Annotated in this window: 13 protein-coding genes and 1 pseudogene; 9 read left to right on the top strand and 5 right to left on the bottom strand. The window is 66.3% G+C overall.

Features of this window, described 5'->3' with window-relative positions:
* Nucleotides 1-25: 25 nt before the first annotated feature.
* Both ACE10X_RS27785 and murI read right to left on the bottom strand, forming a co-directional pair.
* A complete protein-coding gene (locus ACE10X_RS27785) occupies nucleotides 26-802 on the bottom strand; it encodes an HpcH/HpaI aldolase/citrate lyase family protein (RefSeq protein WP_038385911.1) in 777 nt (258 codons plus the stop codon).
* A gap of 60 nt (nucleotides 803-862) precedes the next feature.
* Nucleotides 863-1,660 carry a glutamate racemase gene (gene murI, locus ACE10X_RS27780; RefSeq protein WP_375763137.1) on the bottom strand — a complete coding sequence of 266 codons (798 nt, stop codon included), beginning with the start codon at nucleotides 1,658-1,660 and terminating at the stop codon, nucleotides 863-865.
* A 184-nt stretch (nucleotides 1,661-1,844) separates the two neighbouring features.
* Here murI and ACE10X_RS27775 point away from each other — a divergent pair, with 184 nt between their 5' ends.
* Together ACE10X_RS27775 and ACE10X_RS27770 are read left to right on the top strand one after the other, a co-directional pair.
* Nucleotides 1,845-2,408: a cytochrome b gene (locus tag ACE10X_RS27775; RefSeq protein ID WP_375763136.1), complete on the top strand. Its 564-nt coding sequence runs from the start codon at nucleotides 1,845-1,847 to the stop codon at nucleotides 2,406-2,408.
* Nucleotides 2,409-2,581: 173 nt separating this feature from the next.
* The gene (locus tag ACE10X_RS27770; RefSeq protein WP_375763135.1) at nucleotides 2,582-3,562 is read left to right on the top strand and encodes an agmatine/peptidylarginine deiminase; all 981 of its coding nucleotides are present in this window, start codon (nucleotides 2,582-2,584) and stop codon (nucleotides 3,560-3,562) included.
* Nucleotides 3,563-3,617: 55 nt separating this feature from the next.
* Here the strand turns inward: ACE10X_RS27770 and ACE10X_RS27765 are convergent, their stop codons facing one another.
* From ACE10X_RS27765 to ACE10X_RS27755, 3 genes are all read right to left on the bottom strand, one after another.
* Complete coding sequence (locus ACE10X_RS27765) at nucleotides 3,618-4,790, bottom strand: M20 aminoacylase family protein (protein WP_137483388.1); 1,173 nt, start codon at nucleotides 4,788-4,790, stop codon at nucleotides 3,618-3,620.
* Between the two features lie 177 nt (nucleotides 4,791-4,967).
* Nucleotides 4,968-5,621 (bottom strand): response regulator transcription factor, encoded by a 654-nt coding sequence (locus ACE10X_RS27760; RefSeq protein ID WP_028339906.1) that lies wholly within the window; start codon nucleotides 5,619-5,621, stop codon nucleotides 4,968-4,970.
* Nucleotide 5,622: 1 nt separating this feature from the next.
* Entirely contained in the window at nucleotides 5,623-6,993 is a 1,371-nt protein-coding gene (locus tag ACE10X_RS27755; RefSeq protein WP_375763134.1) for a sensor histidine kinase, read from the bottom strand.
* 243 nt (nucleotides 6,994-7,236) lie between these two features.
* Between ACE10X_RS27755 and ACE10X_RS27750 the strand changes: the two are divergent.
* From ACE10X_RS27750 to ACE10X_RS27720, 7 genes and pseudogenes are all read left to right on the top strand, one after another.
* A pseudogene (locus tag ACE10X_RS27750) lies at nucleotides 7,237-8,018 on the top strand (MotA/TolQ/ExbB proton channel family protein).
* The gene (locus tag ACE10X_RS27745) at nucleotides 8,015-8,689 is read left to right on the top strand and encodes a hypothetical protein (RefSeq protein ID WP_375763133.1); all 675 of its coding nucleotides are present in this window, start codon (nucleotides 8,015-8,017) and stop codon (nucleotides 8,687-8,689) included. Before ACE10X_RS27750 ends, ACE10X_RS27745 begins: the two are co-directional and overlap by 4 nt.
* Nucleotides 8,682-9,290: a hypothetical protein gene (locus ACE10X_RS27740; protein WP_375763132.1), complete on the top strand. Its 609-nt coding sequence runs from the start codon at nucleotides 8,682-8,684 to the stop codon at nucleotides 9,288-9,290. Before ACE10X_RS27745 ends, ACE10X_RS27740 begins: the two co-directional genes overlap by 8 nt.
* Nucleotides 9,291-9,916: 626 nt before the next feature.
* The gene (locus ACE10X_RS27735) at nucleotides 9,917-10,051 is read left to right on the top strand and encodes a hypothetical protein (protein WP_016843141.1); all 135 of its coding nucleotides are present in this window, start codon (nucleotides 9,917-9,919) and stop codon (nucleotides 10,049-10,051) included.
* The gene (locus ACE10X_RS27730) at nucleotides 10,048-10,641 is read left to right on the top strand and encodes a TetR family transcriptional regulator (RefSeq protein WP_028339911.1); all 594 of its coding nucleotides are present in this window, start codon (nucleotides 10,048-10,050) and stop codon (nucleotides 10,639-10,641) included. Before ACE10X_RS27735 ends, ACE10X_RS27730 begins: the two co-directional genes overlap by 4 nt.
* Before the next feature lie 108 nt (nucleotides 10,642-10,749).
* Nucleotides 10,750-11,490, top strand: a complete 741-nt coding sequence (locus tag ACE10X_RS27725; RefSeq protein WP_304557772.1) for a metallophosphoesterase — start codon at nucleotides 10,750-10,752, stop codon at nucleotides 11,488-11,490.
* A gap of 5 nt (nucleotides 11,491-11,495) precedes the next feature.
* The gene (locus ACE10X_RS27720) at nucleotides 11,496-12,974 is read left to right on the top strand and encodes a bifunctional serine/threonine-protein kinase/universal stress protein (protein WP_304557773.1); all 1,479 of its coding nucleotides are present in this window, start codon (nucleotides 11,496-11,498) and stop codon (nucleotides 12,972-12,974) included.
* Nucleotides 12,975-12,982 lie beyond the last annotated feature (8 nt).

Raw genomic sequence — 12,982 nt, 5'->3', positions numbered from 1 at the left:
AGCGCCGCGCGGCCGCGTTTGACGTCTACCGCTTGATCCCCGCGAACGCAGCCGCAATGCCGCGCTGGAACAGCGACCAGTCGAAGCCAAGCGCGAGCGCGAGGTAACCGCGCTCGATCATCGCATTGGCCTGCTCGGCGGTGCGTGCGACGCCGCCGATCGGCACGCCGCTCTTCATGATGCCTTGTTCGGCGCGCTGCATCAGCGCGACCACTTCGGGATCGTCGGGCAGACCGCGCTTGTTGATCGAGGTGGCGAGATCGCCGGGGCCAATCACCGCGAGGTCAATGCCCGGTGTCGCCATGATCTCGTCGATGCGGTTCACCGCATCGACATGCTCGATCGTGATCATGCAAATCATGTCGTCGTCGGCGGTCGCCATGTAGTCGTTCATCGAGACGCCCCAGCGGAACGGCGCATGGAACGGTCCCCAGAGCCGGTCGCCCTTCGGCGGATAGCGCACGCTGCGCACCGCCTTCACCGCATCGCTTGCGTCGCAGATCATCGGAAAATTGATGCCGAGCGCGCCGATGTCCATCGGTGCCTTGGCGAGATGCGGTTCGTTGGCGGCGATCCGCACCATCGGCACGCAGGGCGTACCAGAGGTCGCCACGATCATCGCATGGGCGGTGCCGAGATCGATCGGGCCGTGCTCGAGATCGACGATGATCCAGTCCAGCGACTGCGCCATGATCTGCACGGTCTGGATGCTCGGAATGGTCGCGATCGCGCCGAAGGTCGGGCGCTTGTCGCGCCACTGCTTGCGCAGGCGATTGAGCGGCGTCAGCGGGGCTGCGGTCAAATTCGGATCCTCCCTCGAAGGAGAGCAGAGGCTAGCAGCGCGTTGTGACGGCGAAAAGGATCAGGCCGGGACGCGGCCGCCGAAGAATGGCGTCAAGGCTTCCGTCAGCGCGTGCGGGCGCTTCGAGGTGAAGATCATCTCGGCGCCGGCCTGGTCGCTCTCGTGGCCGGCCGGGCCGAGCAGGTCGGCGACGCGGCGTGCGATCGCCGGCGCCGGATCGATCCAGTCGACCGGCCAGGGTGCGAGCCTCCTGAGGCGTTCCAGCAGCAGCGGATAATGCGTGCAGGCGAGCACGACGGTGTCGGTGCGGGCAGGGTCGTGGGCGCCATCGCCGACGAAGCAGGGCGCGAGCTCGGCCGCGATGTCCTCGTCGCGCACGCTCTCGCCGCTGAGGGCGGCCTCCGCCAGCGAGGCGAGCTCGCCGGAGCCGACCAGCGTCACCTCGCAGCCCTGCGCAAAGTCGGAGATCAGCTTGCGGGTATATTCGCGCTTCACGGTGCCCTTTGTGCCGAGCACCGACACGCGCTTCGTCTTCGACGAGGCGCAGGCCGGCTTGATCGCCGGCACGGTGCCGACGAAGGGCAAAGGATAGGCGTCGCGCAGATGCGACATGACCAGGGTGGATGCCGTGTTGCAGGCGATCACGACAAGGTCGGGCGCGTGGGCCGCGATCAGCTCACCGACCAGCGGCACCACACGGGCGATGATCTCGTCCTCGCCGTGGTGGCCATAGGGGAAAAAGGCGTCGTCGGCGACATAGATGTAATGCGCGTCGGGCCGGGCGCGGACGATCTCGCGCAGCACGGTGAGGCCGCCGAGGCCGGAATCGAACACAAGGATGGTCGGGGGAGTGGACACGCGAAAACTCTATCCGAAGCAGGGTTACCATTCAGTTGTTTTTGGCTATCCGGCCGCTTCGGCCGACAAAAGGCGGTGAAGCCGGGAATTTCACATGGCCTTGACCGATAGCTGCAAGTATCACGGCAAACTATTGCTGCGACGTGTGAAATCCAAAAATGCGGCCGCAAGGGGGCCACGCGACATGATCCGCAATACCGCCGCGAGCTGGGGCTCGCTCGCCCGCGCGTTCCACTGGGGGCTCGGCATCGCCATCATCGGCATGCTGGCCTATGGCTGGTGGATGAACCACGTCCCGGCGCGGGCGGACAAGTTCTTCTACCGCTCGATCCACGCCGATATCGGCTACCTGGTGCTGCTGCTCACCGTACTGCGGCTGGTCTGGCGCGGCCTTAACCCGACGCCTGCGCTGCCGGCCAACACGCCCGCCTGGCAGCGGATCGCCGCCCGCGTCAGCCACGGCGCGCTCTATGCCGTCACCATCCTGGTGGCGATGCTTGGGTGGGCGCATTCCGGCGCCCGCGCTCAGGATTATTCTGATTTCTTCGGCCTGTTTCACGTTCCCCAGATCACCTCGCCCGACAAGGCGGCGGCGGATGCCTTTGAGGATCGCCACATCTTCTTCGCCTATGTCTTGCTGGCGCTGATCGTGCTGCACCTCGCCGCGGTCGCCTTCCACCACTTCGTCAAGCGCGACCGTGTCGCCGCGCGGATGGTGGGGACAAGCGAGGTCGACCCCGCCCGCTAGGCGTGGGCGGCCGGCTCTGTGCGTTCCAAAATGGTCGCCCGCGCGGGGACACCTGCGTTACCCTGTGACGAACGGGGGCGGCCATCGCGGTTCGAATGCTCATGAACGATTCTGCACGACATCAAACGAACTGGCGCATGCCGGACGAGGGCGCCTCGCATGCCGCCACCTGGATGGCCTTTGGCGCCGACGTGGAGCTCTGGGGCATGAAGCTCCTTCCCGTCATCAGAAATAATCTCGCCAGCGTTGCCAAGGCAATCGCGGTCTATGAGCCGGTGAAGATGCTCGTGCGCGAGGAGGACTACGACATCGCCGCGCGGCTGTGCGGTCCCTCGGTCAGCCTCGTCGTTCAACCGCTCGATGATGTGTGGCTGCGCGACACGGGACCGGTCTTTGTGACCAATCCTGCCGGGCAGCTCGGCGCCATCGGTTTCAATTTCAACGGCTGGGGCAACAAGCCGCAACCGTATGCACGCAAGCAGCATCTATATGCACGCGATGCCAGGGTTGCAGAGCATCTGGCCGGAGCCGCGCAGGCAATCTTCGTGAAGGCCGATCTGGTGCTGGAAGGCGGCGGAATCGAGGTCGACGGTGAGGGGACGGCCATCATCACCGAGAGCTGCGTCCTCAACCCAAATCGCAATCCCGACGTCTCCAAGGCAAAATGCGAAGACGAATTGTCTCGCCTGCTCGGACTGGACAAGATCATCTGGCTGCCCGGCATCGCCGGCAAGGACATCACCGACGGACATACCGACTTCTACGCGCGATTTGTCAGTCCCGGCGTTGTCGTAGCCGGCCTGGAACCAGACCCGTCGTCCTTCGATCATGCGGTGACCAAACGACACCTCGATTTGTTGCGCGGCGCTGTTGATGCGAGGGGCCGGCGCCTGGATGTCGTGGTGTTGCAGGGCCCGTCGACGGTGCGTCCGACGCACAGCAGCAAGGACTTCGCCGCCGGCTACATCAATTTCTATGTCTGCAACGGTGCCGTGATCGCGCCGGAATTCGGTGACCCGGCGGCGGACCGCAACGCGCGCGACAAGCTGCGCGAACTGTACCCGGACCGGGAAATCATCCAGCTCAACATCGATGGCATCGCCGCCGGTGGCGGCGGCATCCACTGCGTGACGCAACAGCAGCCGCGCTTGTGATAGGCGGCGGCCCGGTCGCGAAGTGAGCGACCGGGCCGTGGCTGCATGAGCGGCGCTAGCCCGCCGGCATCTGCTTCTCGACCAGGCGCACCCAGTAGGAGGCGCCGTGCCCGAGGATGTTGTCGTTGAACTTGTAGGCGGGGTGGTGGCACATCGGACCGTCACCCATGCCGAGGAAGACGAACGCGCCGGGGCGCGCTTCCAGCATGAACGCGAAATCCTCGGCGCCCATCACCGGCACCAGATTGTCGTTGACGCGGTCGGCGCCGACCACGTCGCGGGCGACCTCGGCGGCGACGCCGGCCTCGCGCGCGTGGTTCAACGTCACCGGATACATGCGTCCATAATCCGTCTCGGCCGAGCCGCCATAGGCCTTGGCGATGCTGGAGGCGACCTCGCCGATCCGGCGCTCGACCAGGTCGCGGACTCCGGGATCCAGCGTGCGCACGGTGCCGCCCAGCGTCACGGTCTCCGGGATCACGTTGAACGCGGTGCCGGCCTCGAACATGGTGATCGAGATGACCGCCGATTTCAGCGGGTCGACATTGCGCGATACGATCGACTGCAGCGCATTGATGATCTGGGCACCGATCAGCACGCTGTCGACCGCCTCGTGCGGGGCGGCGCCGGCGTGGCCGCCCTTGCCGTGCACGACGATCTTCAACGTGTCCGACGAGGCCAGCATCGGCCCCGGCGTCGTTGCGAAGTAACCCTCGGGCAGCCCCGGCATGTTGTGCAGGCCGTAGACCTCTTGGATGCCCCAGCGGGTCATCAGCCCGTCGTCGACCATCGCCTTGCCGCCGGCGCCGCCTTCCTCGGCGGGCTGGAAGATCACGACCGCGGTGCCGTCGAAATTGCGCGTCTCGGTGAGATATTTGGCGGCGCCGAGCAGCATCGCGGTGTGGCCGTCATGGCCGCAGGCGTGCATCTTGCCGGGAATCTTCGAGGCATAGGCGACGCCCGAGGCCTCCGCGATCGGCAGCGCGTCCATGTCGGCGCGCAGGCCGATGGTCTTTCCCGAAGTGGACTTGCGCCCGCGGATCACGCCGACCACGCCGGTGCGCCCGATCCCCGTCACCACCTCGTCGCAGCCGAACTCGCGCAGCTTCTCGGCGACGATGCCGGCTGTGCGGTGGACTTCGTAGAGCAGTTCAGGATTCTCATGGAAGTCATGGCGCCAGGCGGCCATTTCATCCGAGAGGGCGGCAACGCGATTGACGATGGGCATGGGGAGCGTCCGTTTCTTGTGAGCTTTGGTGGGTGGCGCAGCGTAGCGTAACCCGCCGCGTTGTCGCGGGGCAATGGCACCAGCTCGTAGCCCGGATGGAGCAAAGCGCAATCCGGGGACCGAGTGGGCGGGACGATCCCGGATTTCGCTGCGCTGCATCCGGGCTACGGGACCGGCCTACAAATTCGCCAGCCCGCATTCGACGGCGAGGCGGACCAGCTGGGCGTCGGTCCGCATGCCGGTCTTGGCCTTGATCAGGTAGTGATAGTTCTGCACGGTCTTGGTGCTGAGGTTGAGGTTGGCGGCGATCTGCTCCTTGGTGCTGCCGGCCGCCAGCTGCCGGAGGATTTCGATCTCCCGCTCGCCGAGCTGGTCGAGCGCCGATCGGGTCGGCACCAGGCTCTCCAGCGCCAGCACGCGCGCGACGTCGTCGCTCATCGCATGCTCGCCGCGCGCCACCGAGCGGATCGCCGCGATCAGCTCGGCCGGTTCGCTGCCCTTGGTGACGAAGCCACTGGCACCGGCGCCGAATGCCGCCTTCACCTGGGCCGCCTCACTGTGCATGCTGAAGACGAGGATGCGCGCGTCGGCGTCGCGCGCGCGGATGTTGCGGATCGCCTCCAGTCCGCTGGCACCCGGCATCGAAATGTCCATCACCACCACATCGGGCTGGTGCGACTTGAACGCGCGATAGGCATTGGCGGCGTTGTCGGCCTCGGCGACCACGCGGAAATCGTCCTGATGCTCGAGCACGCGCCGGTAGCCCTGGCGGACGACCGGATGATCGTCCACCAGCAGGATCGAGATGCCGCGGGTAGTCACGGTTGTCATCTCAGGCGGCGAGCGGGATCGTGGCGGCGACCGACAGGCCGCGGCTGGCGCGCGCGATCGACAGCGAGCCGCCGAGGGCTGTGACGCGCTCGCTGATGCCGGTGAGGCCGAAGCCCGCGGATTGCGCCACCTTGGCCGCATCGCCGCCGCCATCATCCTCGACGCGCACCAGCAGGGCGTTCTCGCTTCCGGTCCGCCGTTCGATCCGCAGCACGATCTCGCGCGCCGAGCTGTGGCGCAGCGCATTGGTCAGGCATTCCTGCGCGACGCGATAGGCGGTGGCGGCGACCGTGCCGCTGATGTCGGCAAGGTCGCCCTGCAAATCGAGCTGGATCATCGGCTGCGCCGTGCGCGACCGCCAGCTGTCGACGAGATCGACCAGGCTTGCCTCCAGCCCGAGCTCTTCGGCCGGCGGATGGCGCAGCCGGTTCAGTGTATCGCGCAGGCACGCCATGATGCGGCGCGTCGCCTGCGAGATCATCCGTGCATCCTGCGCAATTTCGGTGCCGGCGGCGTACTTGTCGCCGGCGCCTGCCTCGATCGTGTTGGCGAAGGCGAGGATCGCGGTGAGATTCTGGCCGAACTCATCGTGCAGCTCGCGCGCCAGCGTGCGGCGTTCGTCGTTGCGGATTTCGAGCAGCCGCCGGGTCAGCACCGTGCGTTCCTCCTCGGCAAGCGCGAGGCGGTCGCCGAGATCGCTGACGGCGCGCCCGATCATCGCGAGCTCCATCGAGCGGACGCGCGGCAGCGGCGTGCGGTACTCGCCGTCGGCCATGCGCCGCAGCGCCGACACGATCGAGTGGGCGGGCGCCAGCGTGTGCGCGATGGCAAGCGAAGCGAGCAGCGCGATGGCGAGCGCCATCAACAGCGCGACATGGATGTTGTCGAGAATGTGCTGCCAGGCGAGCGCGATCGCGGCGTCCGGATCGGCGATGGCGCGGACGGTTCCCGCGGTCGCGGCGCGGGCGCTGATCGGCCGCTCCACGGTGGCGTGATCGCCGAGCACCATCTGCACGGTGGCCGCGAACCAGCGCGGCGGCGCCTTGCCGATCCCCTTGCTCTGGCCGCAGAGCGGCTTCTCGAAGGCGCCGGCCGGTTCGAATTGCACGCAGATCCCCGGCGCGATCAGGCCCATGGTTTCGATGGTGCGCCAGTCCGGTGCCGGCAGCAATTGCTCGCGCATCCGGTTGCTGCGCAACAGCAATTCGCGCCAGTACAGCGCTTCGAGCGATTGCGAAACCCGCTCGGCGGACGCCTGGGTGGCGCGATCGACGCTGCGATAGGCGTCGATCGTGGCCCAGACGGTGGCTGCGCCGAGGCACAGCGCGACGATCACGAGCAGGCGGGCGACCAGTTGAAGCACGAGGCGCATGCGATCACTCCACGGCCAGAGCATGATCCGGAACGAGAGAAGCGGCTGGTCATGCCCAAACGAGAGATGCGATGCTAACAGCACCGCTGTTCCCCGCCAATCGCAAGCATGCGAAGCTATGCAGGTCGGGAAATTTGCCCGACGGAATCTGGGCAGATGTCTTTGGACGGCGCAGGCCGGCTCTGCTCTAACGGAACGTGAGGCCCGCGCGGAGCCTCACGGAACACAGGGAGCTCACGCAGCATGGATGCCAAGGTCGACGTCGCGGCCGCATCGGCCGGCACGGACGCGGCGGAGCGCAGCGCCCTGCTGCTCTGGATGATCTTCACCGGCCTTTCGGTGTTCGCCGCCTTCCTGCTGTGGCGCTACGGGCTGATCCGCCTCATGATCAGTTCGGACCGCACCTACATTTCCAGCGTCATCGCCGTCCTCTACATCGTCACCTGCATCCATTGCTTCTGGCGGACGCGGGCGATCGCGCGGGAAGGCGAGGTCGCGCGCTCCTGCCGCACTATCCTCGCCGCGCCCGATGGCGCCAGGATCCTTGCATCAGGGGCGCTTGCATCAGATGCGCGCGGCCTGCCCGGCGGGCTCGTCACCGATCACATCAAAAGCCTGGTGCAGAAGGCCGAGGCGCAGGCCAAGGGGCGCATCGACCAGACCCTGCTGCTGCGCACGCTGGCGGACCGGCTGCGCGGGTCCAACGGCTTTGGCGCCTTCGTCTCCGATACGCTGATGAAGCTCGGCCTGCTCGGCACCATCATCGGCTTCATCATCATGCTGGCGCCGATCGCTTCGCTGGATGCCGCCGACAAGGTCGCGATGAAATCGTCGATGGGCCTGATGAGCGACGGCATGGCGGTCGCGATGTACACGACGCTGGCCGGGCTGATCGGATCGATCCTGGTCCGGATCCAGTATTACATGCTCGATTCCGCGACCCAGCGGGTGTTTCCGACGCCGTCGTGCTGACCGAGACGCACGTTACGCCGGCCCTGGAACGTCGCCTTGGTACGCCGTCATGATGGATGAGTTCGGGCTCTATCCGCGCGAGGAGCCGTTCGATCCGCTCGGCGTGATGCTATTCAAGGCGCTGCAGGTCATCGCCTTCCTGTTCTTCCTGGCGCTGCTTGCGGTGTCGCCGGATTCCAAGGAAGGCAAGATCGAATCCAAGGCGGAGTTCATCATCACGATGGACTGGCCGGACAACCATCCTGACGATCTCGACCTGTTCGTGCAGGATCCGGCCGGCAACATCGCCTGGTACCGGCATCGCGAAGCCGGCTTCCTGACGCTCGATCGCGACGACCGCGGCGGCGCCAACGACTTCATCATCGTCAACGGCAAGAAGATCGCCTCTCCGATCCGCGAGGAGATCGTCACGCTGCGTGGCATCGTCGCCGGCGAATACACCGTCAACGTCTCGCATTTCCAGGCGGCGACCGGCGAGCCGGTGCAGGCCAATGTGAAAGTGCAGAAGCTCAATCCGACGGCGCAGGTGATCTTCGACGACAAGCTGACCGTCGATCACACCGGCGACGAGAAGACCGCGGTCAGGTTTCGTCTCGACGCCGAGGGCAAGGTGATCAACGTGGACCGGCGGCCGAAATCGCTGCTCGAGACCTTCCGCAGCAGCTGGCGCAACGGCGCCGACATGGATCCGAAAACCGGCGTCAGGGTGCTCCGCCGTGATTAGTCTGCAGTCGGTCATTCTCACGCTTGCGGTCGCATACGCGGTGGTCGGTGCGCTTCTCCTGATCGTGCTGGTCTATGCGCGGCTGCACTGGTCGCTGAAGGCTGTCGTCATCGTTGTGACCAGCGCGTTCTACTTCGTCAGCTTCGGCGGCATGCGCGGTCTGCTCGGCTGGGCGTCCGCGGAAAAATTGCCGGCGAACTTCAAGCTGCTGTCGACGCGGATCGTGGAGCCGCATTCGCTGGAGGGCGACTCCGGCTCGATCTATCTCTGGGTCGAGGAGCTCGACGAGGACAACCGGCCGAGCGCGATCCCGCGCGCTTTCCGCATTCCCTATAGCGATGCGTTGGCGGAGCAGACCCACACCGCCGAGAACGAGATCAAGGCCGGGCATCCGCAAGGCGGGCGGGCGGCGGATTTCGGCGGCGGCGACGGCACCATCATGGACTTCGTCAGGGAGTACATCACGCCGAAGACGATCGTGGAGACGACGGGTGGTGATTCCACCACGGGGACGTTCGTGGCCCCGCCGGCCGGCGCGCAAGGGTCGGTGTTCACGCCGCTGCCGCCGCCCCGGATGCCGCCCAAGGACGAGCAGCAATAGCGGGATGCCTACCCGGGAGGGTGGCACAAAAATAGGGATCGGTAATAATCAGTCAGCGGGATGGACAGTAATCATCCGGAATTCCTCAATTCCCTGAAGTGTGTAGTCTTGGGGCTAACCGGGGCTAGATTTTATCCCCAAGCCATTTTTCCCGGCAAAGGGGCCGCTGCGTGAAGCGGCCCCTTTCGATTCCGGCGGCAGGCTCGGTGAGGGGCCGGCGCGGTCAGGCGGGATCACAGCACCGTCAGGAATGCGATCGCGAGAACCATCAGCCACCCGACAATGACGAGGGAGACCACCGCGCCGGCGGTGATCTTGGCGATCTCCTTCAAGGTCATTGGCCGGTCCATCCAAATCTCTCCTGGGTAGCCCTGAGCGAGACATAGGCGTGGACTGGCAGGATCGCCCTGGCTGCTCACGGAACGTTGTAGCGCCCGTAAGCCAGGGGTGGGCCGTTCCCAGGGGGCACAGCTGTCCTTTCGCAAAATATTGTCTGACAGATATTGAAATCTGTCAGCGGGATGGTGTATATACTCAGCAGCCCAAGGGAGGAGGGCGCCCAGTGGCTGTTTCGGCGTTTGGCCGGGGAGCCGGACTTAATTTGACTACCTCGAAGGACTACCTCCATGACCATAGAAATCTTTCAATTGACCGCCCAGATTCAACAGTGGCTCAATCTTCGCGTCGCCCGCCACTTGGCCGCCCAGGCCGCCAAGTTCACCCGCGGGCAGGACAGCGATAACCAGACGGTAAACGCATGAACGAGGCGGTGGTTTTGACACCCGAGCGGATCCTCGAGGCAACTGAGGATGTCTTGAGGCGCTTCGGGCTGACCAAGGCCACCGTTGTCGACGTTGCCCGTGCGCTGGATGTCAGCCACGGCAGCGTCTACCGTCACTTCCCCAGCAAAGCCTCGCTGCGCGATGCCGTCGCCAAGCGCTGGCTCGACCGCGCCAACGAGCCGTTGTGCAAGATCGCAGCCGGTTCAGGCCCGGCGCCGGAGCGGCTGGAGCAATGGCTGCGCACCGCCTTCACGATCAAGCAGAAGAAGGTCTGTGACGATCCCGAGATGTTCGCGACCTATCTGGCGCTGGCGCAGGACGCGCGCGAGGTGGTGGAAGCCTACAAGGACAAGCAGGTCGATCTGATCGCGAAAATCCTGTCCGACGGCGTCGCGCAGGGCGTGTTCGAGATCGACAATGTGAAGGCGACCGCGCGTGCGGTGTTCGACGCCACCGTCCGCTACCATCACCCGGCGCATGCCGAGGAATGGGCCAAGCCCGAATGTCCATCGCGGATCGACGCGCTGCTGGCCCTGCTGCTGAAGGGCCTGCGGGTCTGCAAGCCCTGACCGACCTTTCTGCCGACATCCCTCTGACCACCTGACGCCTTTGGCCCGATTGCGAGCCCGGGGCCGCGTGTGCTTGATATCGGATAGGGATCAGCAACGCGGACCACGATGCGGCTTGCACTGTTCGCCGATATTCACGCCAACCGGCAGGCCTTCGCCGCCTGCCTCGACGCTGCGCGTGCGCGCGGCGCCGAGCGGCTGATCTGCCTCGGCGATATCGTCGGCTACGGTGCCGATCCGGAATGGGCCGTCGATACGGTGATGGACCTCGTCGCCAAGGGCGCGATGGCCGTGCGCGGCAATCATGACAATGCGATCGGCGTGCCGAGCGACAGCATGAATGCCGAGGCGCAGGCCGCGATCGACTGGACCCGCGGCCGGCTCAGCGGCGAGCAGATGGAGTTCCTTGCCGGACTTCCGATGTCGCGGCAGGAGGACAACAGGCTCTACGTGCACTCCGAAGCTTCGGAGCCCACGAAATGGCGCTATGTTCGCGACACCGCCGACGCCGCGCGCAGCATGATGGCCACCGAATTGCAGATCACGTTCTGCGGCCACATCCATCGTCCCGGCCTCTATTCGATGTCCTCGACCGCCAAGATGACGAGCTTCGTTCCGACTTCGGGCATCGCCGTTCAATTGCTGCCGGGGCGGCGCTGGCTTGCGGTGCTCGGCTCGGTCGGCCAGCCGCGCGACGGCGATCCCGCGGCGTCGTTTGCGATGTTCGACACCGCGAGCCGCGAGATCACCTATCATCGCGTGCCCTACGACGTCGCGACCGCGGCGGCGCGGATCAAGGCGAGCGGCCTGCCGCACTGGCTCGCCGACCGTCTGCCGCTCGGCCGGTGACGCCGATGGCGGCGCTGGCGATGCAGGCGGGCGCCGAGATCGATGGCTTCACCATCGGCGAACGCGTGCACCGCGGCGGCATGGCAACGCTGTGGAGCGTCACCCATCCCGGCATCACCGTGCCGCTGCTGATGAAGGTGCCGCTCACCTCGGAGGGCGAGGATCCGGCCGCGATCGTCAGCTTCGAGATGGAGCAGATGATCCTGCCGCGGCTGTCGGGACCGCACGTGCCGGCCTGTTTCGGCACCGGCGACTTCGAACGCCAGGCCTATGTGGTGATGGAGCGCATCCCCGGGCAGACGCTCTACAAGCGGCTCGGCGAGCTGCCGCTGCCGTATGAGGAGGCGAGGGTGATCGGCGGTAAGGTCGCCACCGCGCTCGCCAGCCTGCACCGGCAGAACGTCATCCATCACGACATCAAGCCGAGCAGCATCATGTTCCGCGAGCGCGGCGAGGCGGTGCTGATCGATTTCGGTCTCTCGCATCACCGCCATCTGCCCGACCTGTTGCAGGAGGAGTTTCGCCTGCCTTACGGCACCGCGCCCTACATGGCGCCGGAGCGCCTGCTCGGCGTGCGCGACGATCCGCGCAGCGATCTGTTTTCGCTCGGCGTGCTGCTCTATTTCTTCACCACCAGCGTGCGCCCGTTCGGCGAGACCGAAAGCCTGCGCGGCATGCGCCGGCGGCTGTGGCGTGACCCCTATCCGCCGCGCGAGCTGAAGCCCGACTATCCGCCATGGCTGCAGGAGATCGTGCTGCGCTGCCTGGAGATCGACCCCGCGGCGCGCTATCCGACCGCGGCGCAGCTTGCCTTCGATCTCGGCCATCCCGATCAGGTGAAGCTGACGGCGCGGGCGCAGCGGCTGAGCCGCGATCCGCTCAGCACGGTCTGGCGCCGCCGCTTCAATCTCGGCGCGGTGCCGCCGCGGCCGAAGTCCGATGTCGCGGCCCAGCTCGCCTCGAGCCCGATCGTTGCCGTCGCGCTCGATATCGGCGAGGGGGCCGAGGCACTGAACGACACCATCCGCGTCACCGCCGAGCGGGTGCTGTCGACGTCACCGTCGGCGCGGCTCGCCTGCGTGAACGTGCTCAAGCTCAATCGCCTGGCGATCGACCGCACCCATGACGAGCAAGGCCAGAACAAGCATGTCGACCGCCTGGTGGCGCTGCAGCACTGGGCGCGGCCGTTCGGGCTCGAGGAAGGGCGGCTGACCGTGCATGTGCTGGAGGCGATCGATCCCGCCGCCGCGATCCTGGAATTCGCCGCGGTCAATCTGGTCGACCACATCATCATCGGCGCGCGGCAGAACTCGCCGCGGCGTGCGCTGCTCGGCAGCGTGTCCGCCAAGGTCGCGGGGGAAGCGCCGTGCACGGTGACCGTAGTGCGGCCGTCGCGGCTGGCATCGCCAGCGGAGGATGGCGGGGGCGACGGCGCGGCGGACCAGGCGGCCAATGCCGCGGCCACGCCGCCCGCAGTGTTCTAGTTTCTCCG

Origin of the sequence: Bradyrhizobium sp. Pha-3 (genome assembly GCF_042258325.1) — a bacterium.
GTDB classification, from domain to species: domain Bacteria; phylum Pseudomonadota; class Alphaproteobacteria; order Rhizobiales; family Xanthobacteraceae; genus Bradyrhizobium; species Bradyrhizobium elkanii.
Note: the sequence above shows the minus strand (reverse complement) of the source record. Positions and strands in the feature narration are given on the sequence as shown.